Here is a 21562-nt window from a genome sequence, read left to right on the forward strand (position 1 = left end):
CTCCTATAATTAGAAACGATAGTGAGCAAATGCTTTGTTTGCTTCTGCCATCTTGTGCATGTCTTCTTTCTTCTTTACTGATGCGCCAGTGTTGTTAGCTGCATCAAGAATTTCATTTGCAAGTCTTTCTTCCATTGTCTTCTCGCCTCTGTTACGAGAGTACAGTGTAAGCCAGCGAAGTGCAAGAGCCTGTCTTCTGTCTGCTCTTACCTCGATCGGTACCTGATAAGTAGCTCCACCGATACGTCTTGCCTTTACTTCAAGTACAGGCATGATGTTGTTCATTGCTTCTTCAAATACTTCGATAGCTGGTTTTTCAGCTTTCTCTGCGACTTTGTCAAATGCTCCGTATACAATTTTCTGAGCTACACCTTTCTTACCGTCAAGCATGATGTTGTTGATAAGCTTTGTAACTACCTTGTTGTTGTATAACGGATCCGCTAATACGTCTCTTTTCTGAGTATGTCCTTTACGTGCCACGGTTCTTCCCTCCTTATACATATTGGCAAAGCTTTGCTTTGCGTGAATAATTCATCGGTACTCACATGTGTCTTTCTATGTGTATCGTTGGCGGGACAATCTCCGATGCCTGCCGCGTGGCAGGCGATATCTGAATTAAACCCGCAACCAACTATTCTCATAGTTCTGTTTGTGATACGATTTAGTTTCGTTTTACACTAAAATCAAGTGCTTATTTCTTTGCGTCTTTTGGTCTCTTTGCTCCGTATTTAGAACGAGCCTGACGTCTCTTTGCAACACCTGCTGTATCAAGTGTTCCACGAACGATATGGTATCTTGTACCCGGAAGGTCCTTTACTCTTCCTCCACGGATAAGAACAACGCTATGTTCCTGAAGGTTGTGACCTTCTCCTGGGATGTAGCTTGTTACTTCGATTCCGTTTGAAAGACGTACTCTGGCGATCTTTCTGAGAGCTGAGTTCGGTTTCTTCGGTGTAGCTGTCTTAACTGCTGTACAAACACCTCTCTTCTGCGGTGCAGATGTGTCTGTAGCTCTTTTCTTCAAAGAATTGTATCCTTTCTGGAGAGCCGGTGCAGTAGATTTCTTTACAGCTGTCTGACGACCTTTTCTTACTAACTGGTTAAATGTTGGCATCTCTTTCACCTCCTATGAAGTAATAATTGGTTACGATTTTAAACAAGTTCTGTTTAAAATGCGCAGAAAAACAGTGCATCGTTTTTCGCACGCTTGTTTATTGTAGTATATCGCAAAAAAAAAGTCAAGGCATTCTGAAAAATATTTTCCAAATCATGCCCTGACTTTTTCTTCATTTTTATTCTGTACTTACGGATCCTTCTATTGTTTCTCCGTCTTTTACTTTTTTGATCAGTTCACTGATCTCAGCCACTGAATTTTCATCCGGATACGTTACATAAAGCTCTTCAGCTCCTGAAGAATAGCAGATATCTGTCCCTCCGGTTCCATCCGCTGCCACGGAATAAATATTCCATTTTGCATTGGTTCTGAGCTGAGTCTTGATCAGCGACTGGATCTGGCTGGAAGTAAAGTTCGTATCCACTCCATCGCTGACACTGTCAATAATATCACTTGCCCCACGGAGCATTGCCGGTGACATCATCTTTTTAATGATTGCAGTGATAACCGTCTGCTGATGGACTCCTCTTCCGTTGTCCCCGTCTGGCAGTGCCTGACGTTCACGGCAGAATGCAAGTGCACTAATACCATCAAAATGATTCATTCCTTCATTTACATGAATCTCTGCACCCGACTCCCATCCTGTATCAAATTCGAGATCTGATTCAACATCCAGTCCGCCAAGTGCATCAACCACACTGATCATAGATGTAAAATTAACTCTTCCGAAAAATTCGATATCTGTATCATAAAGTGCTTCCAGCGTCTGCATAGACACATCTACACCATAGATTCCTGCATGTGTCAGTTTGTCGTCCTGCCCTCCTGATACTCCCGGGATTGGTACATAATAATCTCTAGGTGTCGTAATCAGTAATACCTGGTGACTTGTCGGATTAACAACTGCTACGATATTAACATCACTTCTGCCCTGCTCTGTGATATCTCCATCCGTATCAATACCACTCAAATAAACCGCAAATGGCTTTGTAACGCTTTCATCGGATGTATCACTTTCAATTTCAACAACAATGTTGTGTTTATAAATAACCTTTGTATCCTTTGTAAAGGTTGAATACTGTTCCTGGATAATATTACTGTAAGCTGAGTTGTAGATAATCGCATCTACTTCTCCGTCATATAATGCCTGTGCTTCTTCTCCCAGATTACTGTATTCCTGAAGAGTAATGTTCTGTCCCAGTTCCTTTTCAATCTGTTTGACTGCCGACTTCGTCTGGTCTCCACCAGTCGCATACTGAACACCAAATGTATATCCGGCTGCCGCTGATAAAGTATCTGCATTATCATCCGCTTTTACCGCAACTACCATAGAACTGGTTTTCTTATTGCTTCCGGTAATCTTCTGGAATGCATTATTTACTTTTCCTATATAAAAAGAACCCACTCCCAGAATGATACAGATCAGTATACAGAATATCTTTCCGCCAATTCCTTTTCCTTTTGCCGCTATCTGTGTCAGCAAGGTAATTCCAAGCAGGATCAGCAGCACTCCGATCAGTACCAGGAAATAAGTAGAAGTAAGTACATTGAACAGTATCACATTCACTGCAAGTACTACAGACAGGATAAACTGGATAATAGCAAGTATAATTCCAATCGTTCTGCTCACCCGATTTTTCTTTCTTCCTCTGCGCCGTTTATTTTTACGGTTCTTATTATTCTCCGGATCAGATGTCTTTCTTATATTCTGATAGTCTTCTTCCGGTCTTCTTTTCTTCTTATCAATCGAAGATGATTTCTTTTTCGGTCGTTCTCTGTAGTAATCTTCTTCATCATAATATCGGGCAGCTCTTCGATCTTCATCATAAGCATACCGGTTCTTCCCCTTAGCCCGTCTGCTTACTTCTCTGCTGTTATTGATACTTCGCATATTTCTATTAGAAGTTCCATCAGACGATCTTCTCCTTGCTGATTTTCTCTGTTCCATATACACTCACTTTCATTTGTTACATAACTATTACACGATATGACGCTTTAATTACAATTACATCTCTATATAATATCGTTTTTGCCTTATGTTGTCAATATTTTCGTGTCAATCCGTATTTTGTGATTTTGCACAATGTTACTGTTCACAGTACCTGTGGCCAGCAACGCATCTTGCCTTTTTTCATAGAAAGTCCCATCGGAATTTCTCATAAAGCAAAAGAAAACGAAGAACTCTTCATAAGCCCTTCGCCTTCTTTATTATATTACTACTTTTTATTTATCTTCTACAAGATGGCATGCCACCTTATGTCCAGGAGCAATCTCTTTCATCTGAGGCATTTCCTTAAAGCAACGTTCTGTCGCATACTGACATCTTTCAGCAAAACGACAGCAGTTCTTCGGATTGATTGGGCTCGGAATTTCACCCTTGATCGGAATACGCTGATTTGCTTTTGCTTTATGCGGATCTGCTTCCGGAATTGCGGAAAGCAGTGCCTGTGTATATGGATGCATCGGATGATCATAAAGTTCATCTGTTTCAGCAGTCTCAACCATAGTTCCGAGGTACATAACAACTACACGGTCAGAAATATATTTTACGACACTAAGGTCATGCGCGATAAACAGGTAAGTCAGTCCTCTTTCTTCCTGCAGTTCTTTCAGCATATTGATAACCTGTGCCTGGATAGACACATCAAGAGCTGAAATCGGCTCATCACAGATGATGAACTCCGGATCAACAGAAAGAGCACGTGCGATACCGATACGCTGTCTCTGTCCACCTGAGAATTCATGTGGAAAACGTGACATATGATCTTTGTTAAGACCAACTGTAGCAAGCAGCTGCTCTACTTTTGCATCTGCATCCTTTGTTGACATTCCATGCTGTTTCAGACCTTCTCCAACGATATCCTTAACAGTCATACGTGGGTTCAGTGATGAGTACGGATTCTGGAAGATCATCTGTACTTTCTTGCAGAATTCTTTCTGCTCTGCATGATTATATTTGAAAATGTCTTTTCCGTCATAATATACATTTCCTGAAGTCGGATTGTATAACTTGATCATGGTACGTCCTGTTGTAGATTTACCACATCCGGACTCACCTACCAGACTGACTGTCTCACCTTTATAAATATCAAATGTAAGATCATCAACCGCTTTTAAGGTTTCTTTACGGCTGATTTCAAAATATTTACATAAGTTTTTCACCTGTACGAGAGGCTGTTTTTTTTCTGTATTTTCCATTTTACACCTCTCCTTTCTCAGTTACTTTTTTTCTCATGTCTGTATCCGGTGCATATTCATGCTGCAGCCAGCAACAGGTTTCATGTTCTTTTGAAAGCTCATAAGTCTGTGGTGGCATATCTTTACAGATTTCCATGCAGTATTCACATCTTGCTGCGAACGGACATCCTTTCGGAGGTGCAAACAGATCCGGAGGTGTTCCTTCGATTGGCTGCAATTTCTGACCTTTTGCTGTATCCAGTTTGGCAATTGAATGCATAAGTCCTTTTGTGTAAGGATGTGCTGTATCATAGAAAATCTCATCTACAGATCCACGTTCTACGATCTTTCCCCCATACATAACCAGTACACGGTCGCAAAGCTTTGCGATAACACCAAGGTCATGTGTGATAAGGATGATAGATGTTCCAAGTGTTTTCTGAAGATTTTTCAGTACATCAAGGATCTGTGCTTCAATTGTAACATCCAAAGAAGTAGTCGGCTCATCGGCAATAACGATGCTCGGGCTTCCTACCAGAGCAATCGCGATCATAACACGCTGTTTCATACCACCTGAAAGTTCATGTGGATACTGTTTGTAACGGCGTTCTCCATCAGAGATACCTACCATTTTAAGGATTTCAAGTGCTTTTGCTTTTTTCTCAGCTGCACTCATACCTTTTCTTCCAACGAATACTTCTTCAATCTGTTTTCCGATACGCATTGTCGGGTTCAATGAGGTCATAGGATCCTGGAAAATATAACTGATCTCTTTTCCACGGAACTGACGAAGTTCTTTTTTGTTCATTTTCAGAACATCTTTTCCTTTATAAAGGATCTCTCCACCTTCAAAGAATCCAGGCGGTTCTGGATTCAGTCTCATCAGACACTGAGAGGTAACGCTCTTTCCACATCCGGATTCTCCAACGATACCAAGAATTTCTCCCGGACGTACTTCAAAGCTGACATCACGTACAGCCTTAACAACTCCACCGTATGTACGGAAAGAGAATTGCAGATTTTTTACTTCCAATAAATTTTCCATCTTCTATACTCCTTCCTACTCGGTTCCTCTAAGTTTCGGGTCAAATGCATCACGAAGTCCATCACCAAGAAGGTTCAGTGCAAGCATGGTTGTACAGATAAGGAATGCCGGTACAAATACCTGGTACGGATGAATTCTCAGCTGTGCGATTCCGTCTTTTGCAAGTACACCCCAGCTACAGTTCGGTGGTTTGATACCCAGACCGATATAGCTCAGGAATGCCTCCTGGAAGATTGCGCCCGGAATAGCCATTGTCAGGTTTGTAATAATAAGACCCATGATATTCGGTAAAATATGTTTAACAATGATTACGATATCCGGTACGCCAAGGATCTTGGCTGCAGATACGAAATCAGATTCTCTCAGTTTTAATACTTCACCACGAACGAAACGACATCCACCGATCCATCCGACACAACACATAGCAAGAATCAAACAGTGTACACCGTTACCAACAACTACCATAAGAAGAATGGTAACGATCAGACTTGGGATTCCGTATAATACGTCAACGACACGCTGGATAACCATATCGATCTTGCCACCGTAGAATCCTGAGATACCACCCATGATAGATCCAACGATTGCATTGATGATGCTGGCTGCAAAACCAATTGTCAGAGATACTCTCGCACCAGACCATGCACGAACCCAGAGATCACGTCCAAGAGAATCTGTTCCAAACCAATGTGCTTTTGAAAAGCTCTGGTTCATCTCTGCCACACTCTGTGTTGCAATGTCATATTTGCTGAACATTGGAACAAAGATCGCCATAAGTACATAAAGTCCAATCAGGCACAATGAGAAGAATGCAATCTTATTCTTGCGGATTCGTCTCCATGCATCCTGCCAGTAACCAATATTCGGACGGGAAATAGACTCCATTGTCTTTGTATTTTTTCCTACAACTTTAAACTGTTCTTTTGTAATTTCTGCCATTTCTCGTCACCTACCTTTTTTTACCACTCAGACGGATTCTCGGATCTACAATACCGTATAAGATATCTACAATCAGGATTGACACGATCAGGAATGCTCCGTAGAAGATCGTCATACCAAGAACCAGTGTATAATCTGCCATGTTAATACTGTCTACATAATGTTTTCCCATTCCAGGGATTGCGAAAAGGGCTTCGATTACGAATGTTCCTGTTAATACAGATGCAACTGTCGGTCCCATAATGGTAATGATCGGTGTGATCGCATTACGGATCTGATGTTTAAATGTAATTCGGAAATCCGATAAACCTTTCGCACGTGCTGTCTTTGTATAATCTGAAGATACAACTTCCAGCATACTGGAACGCATCAGACGGGAAATGGATGCCAGTGTATAGAATCCAACCGCGATTGACGGTAAAATTGTGTGCTTAAAGCTTGTGTACTGCGCAACCGGAAGAATCTGCCATTTGATTCCGAAGAAATACTGAAGTACAGATCCCATGATGAAGTCAGGAATCGATGTACCAATGATCGCAATCAAAATACAGACGAAATCCAGTTTCTTTCCTCGATTCAGTGCTGCTACAATTCCAAGGATCAGTCCGAAGAACAGTGCAAAGCACAGTGAACGGATTCCCAGGTCTGCTGAGTATGGGAATGAGTCAGCAATAATACGGTTAACTGTCTGACTTTCATACTTCATAGAATACCCCAGATCACCATGAAGCACATTCTTCATATAAGTTATATACTGCTCTGCAAGCGGTTTATCCAGACCATAGTAAGCTTCCAGATTCGCTTTGATCTCCGGTGTCATCTTATCACTTGAGAACGGATCTCCCGGCATCAGACGAACCAGGACGAATACAACACTTGTAAGTACCAAAAGTGTTACGATGGCTAATGCAACTCGTTTAGCTATATATTTTGCCATTCTTTTGTCTCCCTTCATTTTTCTTTATTTGATGGCTTTGATTATTTCACATACTTTCTATTGGCTGATACATACCAAATCTACCCCTCAAAATAATCAAAACCCTCAAATAAGCAGCCGGTGCGGACCAGTAAGTCCGCGCCGACCGCAAGGTATGTTACCATCCAACTGTATTATTCGCTGATATCTGCATATACCAGATCGAAGTCATATCCAACGAAGTATACGTTGAAGTTAGAAATCTTCGGATTGATCAGATACTGGTCTCTACGTAACTGAAGCGGTACCAGAGCGGAATCTTCTTCAAGGAAGATCTTTTCTGCCTGGAACAGCATATCCTGTCTTGTCTTAGCATCTGTCTCTGTCTGAGAATCTTTAAGAAGCTTGTCGTATTCAGCATTCGCATATCCAGAGTGGTTATACTGACCATCGCTGATCCACAGTTCCAGATAAGAGTATGCGTCAGAGTAGTCCGGAACCCATCCTGTTACTACCATATCGTAATCTTTCTTAGTTTCCAGCTCCAGTCTCTGTTTGTAAGTTACCTGGTTGATTTCTACTGTAATACCAAGGTTTTTCTGATACTGTTCCTGAAGAACTTCAGCCTGCTTCTTAGCACCATCTGTATCTGTTGTAAGAAGAGTGATCTTGATGTCTGATGCATTTGATACACCCATTTCTTTCATAGCAGCATCCAGATATTCTTTTGCTTTATCATTGTCATTCTCTGCCGGGAATGGTGTATATGGATAAGCTTCTCCGTATGTCTGGTCATCTGCCGCCTGCACGTTTGGAAGTACAAGTCTCTGTGCAACGTCATATACGTCATTGTTAACCAGCTTGTTGTATTCTGTTCTGTTAATTGCATAGTTCAGAGCAAATCTCAGGTTCTTGTTAGCAAGCGGTCTGTCTTCTGACATATTGAGCATGATGTAATCATCTGCACCTGTATAGTAGAATTCAGTATTTTCTGTATACTGATCTGTCATTTCAGTAGGTACAACTGTGATATCAACTTCACCCTGTTCCCACATAGCAACTGCTGTCTTAGCATCTGCAACTGTCTTTACGCAGATTTCATCAAGCTTGATACTGTCTGCATCCCAGTAATTTTCATTCTTAGAAAGGATCATTTCATCGCCGTGTTTCCACTCTGTCATCTTGAACGGTCCGTTATAAACAGATTTTTCCGGATCTGCTGCGTATTCTTTTCCGTATTTTTCTACATAATCCTGTCTTGTAGGACCAAATGTAGCCATGGCTGCCATGCTCAGGAAGTATGTAGCCGGATGTGCCAGTTCGATTACAACTGTCTTATCATCTGGTGCAGATACACCGAGCTGATCAACCGGTACAGAACCATTGTTTACTTCTTCACCGTTTTTGAGGATGTATCCGATGAATGCGTAATCGCTTGCCATTTCTGGATCCATAAGTCTCTGGATACCATAAACATAATCGCCTGCTTTTACGTCTTCTCCGTCAGACCATTTCAGTCCGTCACGAAGGTGGAATGTGTAAGTAAGTCCATCATCTGAGATATCCCAGCTTTCAGCTGCATCTGGTTTGATTTCGCCTTCCACGTTACGTGTCAGCATCGCATAGGTGCAGATTTCTGCTGTTGCACATGAGATAGAGTTACTGTTCTGTGGATCCATAGAAGGAAGGTCTTCACGAAGTGTGTAAGTAATTCTCTTCTTTCCTGATGAAGCACTGCTGTCATCTTTCTTGGCATCTTTGGATCCCGGTGTACCACAGCCAGCAAACATGGTTACTGTCATTGCTGTAGCAAGTAAAGCCGCTAATAATTTCTTTTTCATAAATGTTGTCCTCCTTTTTCATTTATAATTCTATTAGCTCATGTGTAGCACTGATCAGGTTTTCATATCCGTCTTTTGTGATGATGCCCTGATCCTCAAGTCTGACACCACCCCAACCCGGAATATAAAGTCCTGGTTCTACTGTCATTATGCTGTTCTCCTGTAAGATATTCTCACAGTTTAGTCCGATATTCGGAAGTTCATGGACGAACAGCCCAACTCCATGACCGATTCCTGTATAATTATACGGAAGGTATTCTGTATCTTTGATTGCTTCAAGTGAAGCTTCATAGCAGGAAGTTCCTGTCACACCGGCTCTTACAGATGCTTCTGTATCTTCTGTCATACGACGGCAGAGATCATAAACTTCTCTCTGTTTGGCGTCTGCCTTGCCGACAACTACCGTTCTTGTCATATCTGAAAGATAACCTTTGTACTGGCATCCATAATCCATCAATACGAAATCACCGTATTCGATTGGCTTACTGTCCGGAATTCCGTGAAGCAGAGAGCTCTTTGCTCCTGAAATAACGATTCCACCGTAAGGTTTGGTATCTGCACCTTCCATAACCATGTAATGTGCAAGTCTGGACGCGATTTCTTTTTCTGTAACACCCGGACGGATGTCTTTTATAATTTTTTCAAATGCTCTGGATGCGATATCGCAGGCAACGGTAAGGTTCTTGATCTCTTCCGGCGTCTTGATCGCGCGGAAGCCTTCGATTACGTTCAGCGTCGGAACCATCTCAGCACTGAGTTCAGCCTGCATAGAGTTCCATTTTTCAAATGTCAGATGATCCTGTTCAAATCCAATTGTTTTAACTCCATCTTTGTCTGCGCAATATGCAACAGCTTTCCCCATGCTGTAGCCAAAATCGATTCGCCAGTTTACAAGCTCATAATCCGGGCATTCATAAGATGCCTGCTCTGTGTATCTTGCATCAGTGATAAAATACTGATTCGCCTTTGTGATAAAAAGGAACGAGTCTTCCCCCGTAAATCCGCTGATACAACGTACATTCGCCGGCTTTGCAATATAAAACGCATCCAGTCTTTCTTTTTCCATGTACTCTCGCAATTGTGTTAATCTGTCCATTTTTGTTCTCCTCTCATGCACTTTTGTTCTTCCGAGACGGTATATTTACCAGATATGTCCGTCCCTCTGCGACAATGTAATACTTTACTAGACCGCAGTCTAGTGGTGTAAACAAAAGAACGCCATGATTTGCATCATGACGTCCTTGTCTTCTTTCAAAGGTCATAGTTTCACGCTATGACGTCTATGTTTAATTATTAGATTGTCCGTATTGTATGTATAAAAATGTAATCTTTATACACTTTCGTAAATAACACTGTCTTCAGAGTTGCGTGAATTTCGAAGAAACCCCGTTTCAACAGTTCAATTTTTACAAATTCACTCAGATGAATATTTATTCATATGTGTAACTTTTTCTTATTATAGAACCATACTCTAAGATTGTCAAGAGGAATGCTATTTATTTCACAATTTTATTTTCATTCCTTCCAAACAGTCTTGGTACATCCCGGTGATATACCCATATACTCACACAAGGTTCTTTTCCAGGATTGGAAATACTATGACGCTCTCTGCTCTTTATATATACACTGTCTCCCGGATGTAAACTGCAAATTTCTCCTTCCACCTCTACATTCAGAGTTCCTTTTATCACCATACACATTTCCGAAAAGGCATGACGATATTCTTCTTTTTTCGCAGATTCTCCCGGTCCAATCGTAATATATTCAAAAATTGATTCTCCCTGACCAAAGTCTGCAACCTCAACTGTTATATTTTCTTCCGGATAAAGATGCTTACTCATTTCTTCTCTGCGTATAACCGTCTTTCCCGGTATCTCGCCTTCCAGTGCATACTGGATATCAATATCCAGTGCTTCACAAATTCGCGCAAGACTGTCCACATTCGGAGATGTTTTATTCTGTTCCAGCATACTCAGATAGCCCGCTGAAAGTCCTGTATATTCTCCCAAAACCCGGATTGTCATCATTTTCTTTTTTCTGCATTCTCTGATCCGTTCACCAATATGAGCTAAATCCAGCATATCACACCCCCCTGATTTTCGACTGATTATCTATATGCTACTGTATTTTTTCATATTTTGCAACCCTTTATTTTTGTAAAGTGTTAAAGAATTGGAAATATTTTTGTTTTTCATGTCTTTAAAGCAAGAAAAGCAGACACGCCTTTCAACGTATCTGCCTCTCTTAGCATATAAAGCCTATTCTTCAACTGTAACTGTTTCGTCAGCATTTTCTTCGGTTTCAACAGTTTCTGCTGTCTCTGCCGGTGCTTCAGGCTCAGCATCATCATCCATATCAAAATCATCAAAACTGATTTCGTCGTCCATATCCATACCAAGACCTGTATCAAGCTTAACGTCACGGTATTTTCTCATACCTGTTCCTGCCGGAATCAGTTTACCGATAATGACGTTCTCTTTCAGACCGATCAGGTGGTCAACCTTACCTTTGATAGCAGCCTCAGTCAGAACCTTGGTTGTCTCCTGGAAGGATGCAGCTGACAGGAAGGAATCTGTTGCCAGGGATGCCTTGGTAATACCAAGCATGATCTGTTCTCCTGTTGCAGGCTCTTTACCTTCTGCTACCATCTGTTCATTTACATCGTTGAACTCAAGGACATCTACCATTGTTCCCGGAAGGAATTCCGTATCTCCTCTTTCTTCGATGCGGATTTTCTTCAGCATCTGACGAACGATAACTTCGATATGCTTATCGTTGATTTCTACACCCTGCAGACGGTATACTCTCTGTACTTCCTGAAGCATATAGTCCTGTGCAGCACGAAGACCTTTGATCTTAAGAAGGTCATGCGGGTTCACGCTACCTTCTGTAAGCTCGTCACCGGCTTCCAGAACAGCTCCATCCTGTACTTTAATACGTGATCCATAAGGAATCAGATAAGTCTTTGTCTCACCTGTCTGCTGATTGGTAACGATGATTTCACGCTTCTTCTTTGTATCGTTCAGGTTTGCAACACCTGCGATTTCTGTGATAATAGCAAGACCTTTCGGCTTTCTTGCTTCAAAAAGTTCTTCGACACGAGGAAGACCCTGTGTGATATCTCCACCGGCTACACCACCACTATGGAAAGTACGCATGGTCAGCTGTGTACCAGGTTCACCGATTGACTGAGCTGCGATAATACCGACAGCTTCACCAACCTGTACAGGTTCACCTGTTGCCATGTTGGCACCATAACATTTCGCACAAATACCGATGTGTGATTTACAGGTCAGGATTGTACGGACTTTCACTTTCTTAAGCGGTGAATTTCCATTTTCATCCACACCGTATTTCATGATCTTTTCTGCACGTTTTGGTGTGATCATGTGGTTTGCTTTTACAAGCACATTGCCATCTTTGTCACAGATTGTATAGCATGAATATCTTCCTGTAATACGTTCCTGAAGACTTTCGATTTCTTCATTTCCATCCATGAATGCATGCAGATACATTCCCGGAATTTCAGCATCCTTGCTTACACAGTCAACCTCACGGATGATCAGATCCTGTGATACGTCAACAAGACGTCTTGTCAGGTATCCTGAATCGGCTGTACGAAGGGCAGTATCTGACATACCTTTTCGAGCTCCATGCGCAGACATGAAGTATTCCAGTACGTCCAGACCTTCACGGAAGTTTGACTTGATAGGCAGCTCGATCGTGTGACCGGTTGTATCCGCCATAAGTCCACGCATACCTGCAAGCTGTTTGATCTGTTTATCAGATCCACGGGCTCCGGAATCCGCCATCATGAAGATATTGTTGTATTTATCAAGTCCGGTAAGAAGGGCTTCTGTAAGCTCATCATCTGTTTCTTTCCAGGTTTCTACAACCTCTTTGTAACGCTCTTCTTCTGTAATAAGACCACGCTTGAAGTTACGTGTGATCTTATCAACCGTTGACTGTGCTCTTGCGATCAGTTCCGGTTTCTGTGGCGGTACAGTCATATCTGAAATAGATACAGTCATAGCTGCTCTTGTAGAGAGCTTGTATCCCATTGATTTTACATGGTCAAGTACTTCAGCTGTAGCTGATGCACCATGTGTGTTAATAACTTTTTCAAGAATCTGTTTCAGCTGTTTCTTTCCTACATGGAAATCCACTTCAAGAACCAGTTCATTTCCTTCTTTTTCACGATCAACAAAGCCAAGATCCTGCGGAATGATTTCGTTGAAGATGAAACGTCCAAGTGTAGACTCTACTGTACCGGTCTTCTTTGTTCCATCCGGCATTGTCTTTGTCACACGTACTTTGATTCTTGAGTGAAGAGTAACAACTCCGTTCTCATAAGCAAGAATTGCTTCATTGACACTCTTGAATACTTTGCCTTCTCCCTTTGCACCAGGTCTTTCCTGTGTCAGATAGTAGATACCAAGGACCATATCCTGTGAAGGTACAGCTACCGGACCACCATCAGACGGTTTCAGAAGGTTGTTTGGTGAAAGCAGAAGGAAACGGCATTCTGCCTGTGCTTCTACAGAAAGCGGAAGATGAACCGCCATCTGGTCACCATCGAAATCGGCGTTGAACGCTGTACATACCAGTGGATGAAGCTTGATTGCTTTACCCTCTACCAGGATCGGTTCAAATGCCTGGATACCAAGACGGTGAAGTGTAGGGGCACGGTTCAGCATAACCGGATGCTCTTTGATTACATCTTCAAGCACATCCCATACTTCCGGCTGAAGACGTTCTACCATTTTCTTAGCATTCTTAATGTTGTGAGCAGCTCCGCTCTCAACAAGTTCTTTCATAACAAACGGCTTGAACAGCTCGATTGCCATTTCTTTCGGAAGACCGCACTGATAGATCTTCAGTTCCGGTCCTACAACGATAACGGAACGTCCTGAGTAGTCAACACGTTTTCCGAGCAGGTTCTGACGGAAACGTCCTGATTTACCTTTCAGCATATCAGAAAGGGATTTCAGTGCTCTGTTTCCAGGACCTGTTACCGGACGTCCACGACGTCCATTGTCGATCAGAGCATCTACAGCTTCCTGCAGCATTCTCTTTTCGTTTCTAACGATAATGTCCGGAGCTCCCAGTTCAAGGAGTCTTCTTAGACGGTTATTTCTGTTGATAATTCTTCTGTACAGATCATTCAGGTCAGATGTTGCAAAACGTCCACCATCCAACTGTACCATCGGACGCAGATCCGGCGGAATTACCGGGATTGCAGTCATGATCATCCATTCCGGTTTGTTTCCTGATTCACGGAAAGCTTCTACTACTTCAAGTCTCTTAACGATTCTTGCTCTCTTCTGTCCGGTAGCACCCTCAAGTCCTGCCTGCAGTTCAGCATAATCTTTTTCAAGATCGATTGCTTCGAGAAGTTCTTTGATCGCTTCTGCTCCCATTCCTACGCGGAAACCATTGCCCCAGTTTTCTCTTGCTTCCTGGTATTCTGCTTCTGAAAGAACCTGCTTGTAAGAGAGATCTGTCTCTCCCTTATCAAGTACGATATAAGAAGCGAAATACAGTACTTTTTCCAGAGTTCTCGGTGAAAGATCCAGGATCAGTCCCATACGGCTCGGAATACCTTTGAAATACCAGATATGAGAAACCGGTGCCGCAAGTGCGATGTGACCCATACGTTCACGTCGCACAGTTGCTTTTGTTACTTCTACACCACAGCGGTCGCATACAACACCTTTATAACGGATCTTTTTGTATTTACCACAGTGGCATTCCCAGTCTTTGCTAGGTCCGAAGATTTTCTCACAGAACAGACCGTCTCTTTCCGGCTTGAGTGTTCTGTAGTTGATTGTCTCCGGTTTTGTAACTTCACCTCTTGACCATTCCAGAATCTTTTCCGGAGATGCCAGACCTATTTTAATCGCATCAAATGAAATCGGTTGATACGTTGGTTCTTTTTTTGTTTCTGTCATTCTCGGCATCCTCCTATTCTAAATCCATGTCGTCATCAAAATCATCGTTCATATCGCCATCAAAATCGTCGAAGCTGTCATCTTCCTCCGGCTCATCTTCTACATCAACCAGCTCTCCTTCTGAGAATTCCTGCTTGCTGTATCCGTGTTTGCCGTAGTCTTCGTCGTTATTGTAGCGTCTGTCTCCTTCAATAATGTGATTCAGGTTTGTATCACCGTAATCTACACTTTCCATGATCTGAACCTCTTCATTGTTCTCATCCAGGACACGTACATCCAGACCGAGTGACTGAAGTTCTTTAAGAAGTACCTTGAAGGATTCCGGAATTCCCGGTTCAGGAATATTTTCACCTTTGATGATTGCTTCGTATGTCTTCACACGTCCAACCACATCATCGGATTTAACTGTCAGGATTTCCTGCAGAGTATAAGATGCACCGTAAGCTTCCAGTGCCCAAACCTCCATCTCTCCGAAACGCTGTCCACCGAACTGTGCTTTACCACCAAGTGGCTGCTGTGTTACCAGTGAGTAAGGACCGGTTGAACGTGCATGGATCTTATCATCAACCAGGTGATGCAGTTTCAGATAATGCATGTGTCCGATTGTTACCGGGCTGTCGAAATATTCTCCAGTACGACCGTCTCTCAGTCTTACTTTACCGTCTCTTGAAAGCGGAACGCCTTTCCACAGTGCTCTGTGGTCTCTGTTCTCATACAGATAATCCATAACTTCCGGAAGAAGTTCTTCTTTATGTCTTGCTTCAAATTCTTCCCAGGACAGGTTAACATAATCGTTCGCCAGATCCAGGGTATCCATAATATCAACCTCGTTTGCACCATCAAATACTGGTGTTGCGATGTTGAATCCAAGTGCTTTGGCAGCCAGAGAAAGGTGGATCTCCAGTACCTGTCCGATGTTCATACGTGATGGTACACCCAGTGGGTTCAGCACGATGTCAAGCGGACGTCCGTTCGGAAGGAACGGCATATCTTCTACAGGAAGTACACGGGAAACAACACCCTTGTTACCATGACGTCCGGCCATCTTATCACCTACAGAGATCTTTCTCTTCTGTGCGATGTAGATACGGACTGCCTGGTTAACTCCCGGTGAAAGTTCATCTCCATTTTCTCTTGTAAATACTTTCGCATCTACAACGATACCGTATTCACCATGAGGTACTTTCAGAGAAGTATCTCTTACTTCACGAGCTTTTTCTCCAAAGATTGCACGAAGAAGTCTTTCCTCTGCTGTCAGTTCTGTCTCTCCCTTCGGAGTAACCTTGCCGACAAGAATATCTCCTGCACGAACCTCAGCACCGATACGGATAATACCTCTCTCATCCAGATCTTTCAGTGCATCATCACCTACGCCTGGAATATCACGTGTAATTTCTTCTGGTCCGAGCTTTGTATCACGGGCTTCTGCTTCATATTCTTCGATATGAACAGATGTGTAAACATCATTCTGTACAAGACGTTCACTAAGAAGTACAGCATCCTCGTAGTTGTAACCTTCCCAGGTCATGAATCCGATCAACGGGTTCTTACCAAGAGCCATCTCACCATTAGATGTAGACGGTCCGTCTGCGATTACCTGTCCCTTTTCAACTCTCTCACCTTTGACAACGATCGGTCTCTGGTTGTAGCAGTTGCTCTGGTTGCTTCGCAGGAATTTGGTCAGCTTGTAAGTCTTTCTTGTCTTGTCATCCTGTTTGATTGTGATTTCGGTAGATGTTGATCTCTCAACAATACCACCTTCTTCTGCAACGACACATACACCTGAGTCGACAGCAGATTTTACTTCCATACCTGTTCCGACTACCGGAGCTTCTGTAGTAAGAAGCGGTACTGCCTGACGCTGCATGTTGGATCCCATCAGCGCACGGTTCGCATCATCGTTCTGCAGGAACGGAATCAGTGCTGTAGCAACAGAGAATACCATCTTCGGAGATACGTCCATGTAATCGAACATTCTTCTCTCGTATTCCTGAGTCTCATCACGATAACGTCCGGATACATTCTTATGAACGAAATGTCCTTCTTCATCCAGAGGCTCATTCGCCTGTGCTACATGATAATTATCTTCTTCATCCGCAGTCATATATACAACTTCTTCGGTTACAACCGGATTCTGCGGATCTGTCTTGTCAATCTTACGGTACGGAGCTTCTACAAATCCGTACTCATTGATTCTTGCATAACATGCAAGAGAGTTGATCAGACCGATGTTCGGTCCTTCAGGTGTCTCGATTGGACACATTCTTCCGTAATGTGAGTAGTGAACGTCACGGACCTCGAATCCGGCACGGTCACGGGAAAGTCCACCAGGACCAAGTGCGGAAAGACGTCTCTTGTGAGTCAGTTCACCAAGTGGGTTATTCTGATCCATGAACTGTGACAGCTGTGATGATCCGAAGAACTCTTTAACAGCAGCAGTTACAGGCTTGATATTGATCAGTGACTGTGGCGAAATGCCTTCCAGATCCTGTGTTGTCATTCTTTCACGAACAACTCTTTCCAGTCTTGAAAGACCGATTCTGTACTGATTCTGGAGAAGTTCTCCAACCGCACGGATACGTCTGTTACCCAAGTGGTCAATATCATCATCTTTACCAATTCCATATTCAAGATGCATATTGTAGTTGATAGACGCCATAATGTCTTCTTTTGTAATATGCTTCGGAATCAGTTCATGAATATTCTTATGAATTGCTTCTTTCAGCTCATCGATATCTCCGGCTGTCTCTTCCAGGAGTTCAGCAAGTACCGGATAGTATACCAGTTCAGTTACGCCAACTTCTTCCGGATCAATTCCACATACAGCCTTGAGATCTACCATCATATTAGAAAGTACTTTGATATTACGGTCACTTTCTTCTCTTGCGATCCACACATACGGAACAGCTGCATTCTGGATAGCATCTGCAAGTTCTCTGTCAACGACAGCTCCTGCTTCTGCAATTACTTCACCTGTCATCGGGCTTACTACGTCTTCAGCCAGCGTGTGACCTGTGATACGGTTCTTGAGCATAAGCTTCTTATTAAATTTATAACGTCCAACCTTTGCAAGGTCATAACGTCTCGGGTCAAAGAACATGCTGGTGATCAGACTTTCTGCACTGTCTACAGCAAGTGGTTCACCCGGACGGATCTTCTTATATAATTCAAGAAGACCTTCCTGATAGTTCTCTGAAGTATCTTTTGTGAAACTTGCAAGGATCTTTGGCTCTTCGCCAAAAAGATCGATAATCTCAGCATTCGTTCCAATACCAAGTGCACGGATCAGGACTGTGATCGGCACCTTACGGGTTCTGTCCACACGGACATAGAAAACGTCATTGGAGTCCGTCTCATATTCAAGCCATGCACCCCTGTTCGGGATAACGGTGCAAGAGTATAATTCTTTACCAAGTTTATCATGCGCAATTCCATAATAAATACCAGGTGAACGCACCAACTGGCTGACAATAACACGTTCCGCACCATTGATTACAAAGGTACCGGTTCTTGTCATGATCGGTAAATCACCCATAAAGATCTCATGTTCATTGATCTCATCTGTCTCTTTGTTGTGAAGTCTTACCTTCACTTTAAGCGGTGCAGCATAAGTAGCATCGCGTTCTTTACATTCCTCGATTGTGTACTTGGTTTCATCTGTGCACAATGTAAAGTCGACAAATTCCAGGCTCAGATGTCCGCTGTAATCGGTAATCGGAGAAATATCATCAAATACTTCTTTTAATCCTTCATCCAGGAACCATTTGTAAGAGTCGGTCTGAACTTCGATCAAATTAGGCATTTGGAGTACTTCTTTTTGCCGGGAATAGCTCATGCGCATACTTTTTCCGTTTGTGATGGGACGAATTCTGTTTTTCTCCATTTGACGTTTCACTCCTTATATGATAAATTTTCGGGTTATTTCCGCCTTATTCAGGGCGCACTTATGGCATACGTTTCCACAATAGCGCATTTTTTACTTTACCACAGGTTTTTCTTGATTGTCAAGTCTAACTTTCTAAAGAATTGTATTTTTATTGTATTTTATAATGTAAGTGGCAAAATTTACTTTCGCCCCCTTTGATACCGGATTGGTACGTGCTTTGTGCTCTCACAAGCAAGCTCGCATCGGCTTTCTGACCTTTTGATCCTGGTATCATCATTTTATGCATACCGCAGAAACGTACAAAAAATCAAAAGAGCGTATCACTGCAGGAAATCCTGCGCGATACGCTCTTGTCATTCACAGTGTGATAACCAAAATTACTTAAGGTTAACTTCTGCTCCTTCAGCTTCAAGTTTAGCTTTGATTTCTTCAGCTTCAGCTTTAGAAGCGCCTTCTTTAACTACCTTCGGTGCTCCGTCAACTAATTCTTTAGCTTCTTTAAGTCCAAGACCTGTTACTTCACGAACAACCTTGATAACTTTAACTTTAGATGCTCCAGCAGATACAAGTTCTACATCGAACTCATCTTTTTCTTCTGCTGCTGCTCCGCCTTCTGCTCCAGCTGCTGCTACTACAACACCTGCTGCTGCGGATACACCAAATTCTTCTTCACATGCTTTAACTAAGTCATTTAATTCAAGTACAGATAATTCTTTGATAGCTTCAATAAATTCTGCTGTTGTTAATTTTGCCATTTTATTTTCCTCCATTTGATTTTAATGTTTGGCTCTTTCGCCTCTTACTGTTCCCACACTCGGATGGGATTCCGGTACAGATTACTCTGCTGCCGGTGCTTCTGCTTCAGCTTCTGCCGGAGCATCACCCTGTTCTGCGATCTGATTAAGAACACGGGCAAGGTTTGTAATAGGTGACTGTAAGCTTCCAAGTAATTTGGACAGCAGTACTTCTCTTGACGGAATCTTAGAAAGTTCCTGAATACCAGCTGCGTCATATACTGAGCCTTCAACTACACCTGCTTTTACCTCAAGAGCTTCTGCTTTCTTAGCGAAATTGCAGATGATTCTTGCCGGTGCTGTTGCATCTTCTTTAGAAATTGCAATAGCGTTCGGTCCTTCCAGATATTCGTCAAGCTGTGCGAAATCTGTTCCTTCAAAAGCTCTCTTCATCATTGTGTTCTTGCAAACTTTGTAGATAACACCTGCTTCTCTCAGCTGTTTACGAAGTTCAGTGTCCTGAGCTACTGTAAGTCCACAGTAGTTAACGATGACTGCTGACTGAGCATCTGTGAGATCTTCAACGATTGCCTGTACGATAGGTTGTTTTAATTCAACTTTTGCCACGAATGGTGCACCTCCTTGTAGTATTTTCAACTGCCAGAAAGTCTCGGTCCCAGCGGGGACTTTCATATCACGCAATCATGCGCTAAAAAACCTCCGCGCCAAAGCACAGAGGTTTACAAATTCAAATCTAATGAATCTTGTCTTCCTCGGTAGGCGTTTTGACCCTTATGCCTTACGGCACCTACTGTCTTCGGCAGTTACTTCGTAAATATAGCATACGTTTACCAGAAAGTCAAGTGTAATTTTTATTTTTTTAATTTTTATATTTTTATTTTTTTAATTTTTATTTTTTCAATTTTATCCAGTTTCTTCTATTATAAGTCCAGACCATCCAGCACTTCCTTCAATTCTTTTGCAGATGAAAGCAATTTTTCTTTTTCTTCATCGCTCAGTGGAATCTCAAGAACTTTTTCTGCACCTTTCTGCGAAACTATGGTCGGAACACTGATACAGAGTCCTTCCAGTCCGTATTCTCCCTCCATCAGACTCGTGACAGGAAGAACCGCATTTTCATTCATAACAATGCTTTCTGCAATTCTCGCAACTGCCATTGCCACACCATAATAGGTTGCACCTTTTTTCTGGATAATATCATAAGCGCTGTCCCGCACAGTCTTATAAATTCTTTCCATAGATTCCTGATGTTGATAATGTCCGCGAAGTTCACAGAAATCATTGATTGGAATTCCCGCTACATTTGCCCCGCTCCATACAGCAAGCTCACTGTCTCCATGCTCTCCGATGATATTGGCATGTACGCTCCGGCTCGCAACCTGAAGATGTTCACTTAACAGATAACGAAATCTCGCAGTATCCAGAACAGTTCCGCTTCCGAATACTCTTTCCTTCGGATATCCGGAAATCTTAAGTGCCGCATAAGTCAGAATATCCACCGGATTTGCTACAACAAGCAGGATTCCTTCAAATCCGCGTTTTGTGATTTCCGGAATAATCGATTTGAAAATTGCTACATTTTTGTGTACCAGATCCAGTCTTGTCTCTCCCGGTTTCTGATTTGCTCCAGCTGTAATGATGATCAATGAACAATCACTGATATCATCATAAGATCCCGCATATATTTTCATCGGGTGTGCATATGGTCTACCATGGCTGATGTCCATTGCCTCCCCTTCTGCTTTTTCTTTATTCGCATCGATCAGTACCAGTTCGGAAAAAATCCCTTTCTGAAGTAAACTGAACGCAGAGGACGCTCCTACAAACCCACATCCGATAATTGCTGCCTTTTGAATATTAACCATGACAAAGTGCCTCCTTTTAATTACTTGATATTTTTTTCACAGGCATAGGTTATCATTATTTTCCCCTGTTTTC

At 42.4% G+C, this 21562-nt stretch carries 15 protein-coding genes and 1 other annotated feature; all 15 genes read right to left on the minus strand.

The genetic code is table 11. From position 1 onward, the window contains the following. Positions 1 to 9: 9 nt before the first annotated feature. A complete protein-coding gene (gene rpsG, locus G4407_RS12975; protein ID WP_207642082.1) occupies positions 10 to 480 on the minus strand; it encodes a 30S ribosomal protein S7 in 471 nt (156 codons plus the stop codon). Positions 481 to 691: 211 nt separating this feature from the next. Continuing rightward, on the minus strand, positions 692 to 1114 hold the full coding sequence (rpsL, locus tag G4407_RS12980; protein ID WP_008373516.1) for a 30S ribosomal protein S12: 423 nt from the start codon (positions 1112 to 1114) through the stop codon (positions 692 to 694). 178 nt (positions 1115 to 1292) lie between these two features. Further along, complete coding sequence (locus G4407_RS12985) at positions 1293 to 3062, minus strand: LCP family protein (RefSeq protein ID WP_243868846.1); 1770 nt, start codon at positions 3060 to 3062, stop codon at positions 1293 to 1295. Positions 3063 to 3337: 275 nt separating this feature from the next. Beyond that, positions 3338 to 4312 carry an ABC transporter ATP-binding protein gene (locus tag G4407_RS12990; RefSeq protein WP_173689205.1) on the minus strand — a complete coding sequence of 325 codons (975 nt, stop codon included), beginning with the start codon at positions 4310 to 4312 and terminating at the stop codon, positions 3338 to 3340. Position 4313: 1 nt separating this feature from the next. Then, a complete protein-coding gene (locus G4407_RS12995; RefSeq protein WP_173689206.1) occupies positions 4314 to 5336 on the minus strand; it encodes an ABC transporter ATP-binding protein in 1023 nt (340 codons plus the stop codon). Between the two features lie 15 nt (positions 5337 to 5351). Continuing rightward, the gene (locus tag G4407_RS13000; RefSeq protein WP_008373509.1) at positions 5352 to 6275 is read right to left on the minus strand and encodes an ABC transporter permease; all 924 of its coding nucleotides are present in this window, start codon (positions 6273 to 6275) and stop codon (positions 5352 to 5354) included. A 10-nt stretch (positions 6276 to 6285) separates the two neighbouring features. After that, positions 6286 to 7212 (minus strand): ABC transporter permease, encoded by a 927-nt coding sequence (locus G4407_RS13005; RefSeq protein ID WP_173689207.1) that lies wholly within the window; start codon positions 7210 to 7212, stop codon positions 6286 to 6288. A 173-nt stretch (positions 7213 to 7385) separates the two neighbouring features. Further along, positions 7386 to 9032, minus strand: a complete 1647-nt coding sequence (locus tag G4407_RS13010) for a peptide ABC transporter substrate-binding protein (protein WP_173689208.1) — start codon at positions 9030 to 9032, stop codon at positions 7386 to 7388. Positions 9033 to 9054: 22 nt separating this feature from the next. Further along, the gene (locus tag G4407_RS13015; protein ID WP_173689209.1) at positions 9055 to 10128 is read right to left on the minus strand and encodes a M24 family metallopeptidase; all 1074 of its coding nucleotides are present in this window, start codon (positions 10126 to 10128) and stop codon (positions 9055 to 9057) included. Positions 10129 to 10528: 400 nt separating this feature from the next. Further along, positions 10529 to 11113, minus strand: coding sequence for a helix-turn-helix domain-containing protein (locus G4407_RS13020; RefSeq protein WP_173689210.1), 585 nt, complete (start codon positions 11111 to 11113; stop codon positions 10529 to 10531). 177 nt (positions 11114 to 11290) lie between these two features. Beyond that, complete coding sequence (rpoC, locus tag G4407_RS13025) at positions 11291 to 14983, minus strand: DNA-directed RNA polymerase subunit beta' (protein WP_173689211.1); 3693 nt, start codon at positions 14981 to 14983, stop codon at positions 11291 to 11293. Between the two features lie 13 nt (positions 14984 to 14996). Further along, positions 14997 to 18866 carry a DNA-directed RNA polymerase subunit beta gene (gene rpoB / locus G4407_RS13030; RefSeq protein WP_173689212.1) on the minus strand — a complete coding sequence of 1290 codons (3870 nt, stop codon included), beginning with the start codon at positions 18864 to 18866 and terminating at the stop codon, positions 14997 to 14999. Between the two features lie 380 nt (positions 18867 to 19246). After that, positions 19247 to 19624, minus strand: a complete 378-nt coding sequence (rplL, locus tag G4407_RS13035; RefSeq protein WP_173689213.1) for a 50S ribosomal protein L7/L12 — start codon at positions 19622 to 19624, stop codon at positions 19247 to 19249. Positions 19625 to 19705: 81 nt separating this feature from the next. After that, on the minus strand, positions 19706 to 20230 hold the full coding sequence (gene rplJ, locus G4407_RS13040) for a 50S ribosomal protein L10 (RefSeq protein ID WP_022220338.1): 525 nt from the start codon (positions 20228 to 20230) through the stop codon (positions 19706 to 19708). Positions 20231 to 20305: 75 nt separating this feature from the next. Continuing rightward, positions 20306 to 20442 (minus strand) — a sequence feature (ribosomal protein L10 leader region). Positions 20443 to 20544: 102 nt separating this feature from the next. After that, on the minus strand, positions 20545 to 21489 hold the full coding sequence (locus G4407_RS13045; RefSeq protein ID WP_008373488.1) for an L-lactate dehydrogenase: 945 nt from the start codon (positions 21487 to 21489) through the stop codon (positions 20545 to 20547). Between the last annotated feature and the right edge of the window lie 73 nt (positions 21490 to 21562).

It is taken from the genome of Allocoprococcus comes (assembly GCF_013300725.1).
Classification (GTDB): Bacteria; Bacillota; Clostridia; order Lachnospirales; family Lachnospiraceae; genus Allocoprococcus; species Allocoprococcus comes_A.

Bases quoted from the DNA above. Each gene is read 5' to 3' on its own strand.
- rpsL (WP_008373516.1), bottom strand. From the start codon at position 1,114: ATGCCAACATTTAACCAGTTAGTAAGAAAAGGTCGTCAGACAGCTGTA.
- G4407_RS12985 (WP_243868846.1), bottom strand. From the start codon at position 3,062: ATGGAACAGAGAAAATCAGCAAGGAGAAGATCGTCTGATGGAACTTCT.
- G4407_RS12990 (WP_173689205.1), bottom strand. From the start codon at position 4,312: ATGGAAAATACAGAAAAAAAACAGCCTCTCGTACAGGTGAAAAACTTA.
- G4407_RS12995 (WP_173689206.1), bottom strand. From the start codon at position 5,336: ATGGAAAATTTATTGGAAGTAAAAAATCTGCAATTCTCTTTCCGTACA.
- G4407_RS13000 (WP_008373509.1), bottom strand. From the start codon at position 6,275: ATGGCAGAAATTACAAAAGAACAGTTTAAAGTTGTAGGAAAAAATACA.
- G4407_RS13005 (WP_173689207.1), bottom strand. From the start codon at position 7,212: ATGGCAAAATATATAGCTAAACGAGTTGCATTAGCCATCGTAACACTT.
- G4407_RS13010 (WP_173689208.1), bottom strand. From the start codon at position 9,032: ATGAAAAAGAAATTATTAGCGGCTTTACTTGCTACAGCAATGACAGTA.
- G4407_RS13015 (WP_173689209.1), bottom strand. From the start codon at position 10,128: ATGGACAGATTAACACAATTGCGAGAGTACATGGAAAAAGAAAGACTG.
- G4407_RS13020 (WP_173689210.1), bottom strand. From the start codon at position 11,113: ATGCTGGATTTAGCTCATATTGGTGAACGGATCAGAGAATGCAGAAAA.
- rpoC (WP_173689211.1), bottom strand. From the start codon at position 14,983: ATGACAGAAACAAAAAAAGAACCAACGTATCAACCGATTTCATTTGAT.
- rpoB (WP_173689212.1), bottom strand. From the start codon at position 18,866: ATGGAGAAAAACAGAATTCGTCCCATCACAAACGGAAAAAGTATGCGC.
- rplL (WP_173689213.1), bottom strand. From the start codon at position 19,624: ATGGCAAAATTAACAACAGCAGAATTTATTGAAGCTATCAAAGAATTA.
- G4407_RS13045 (WP_008373488.1), bottom strand. From the start codon at position 21,489: ATGGTTAATATTCAAAAGGCAGCAATTATCGGATGTGGGTTTGTAGGA.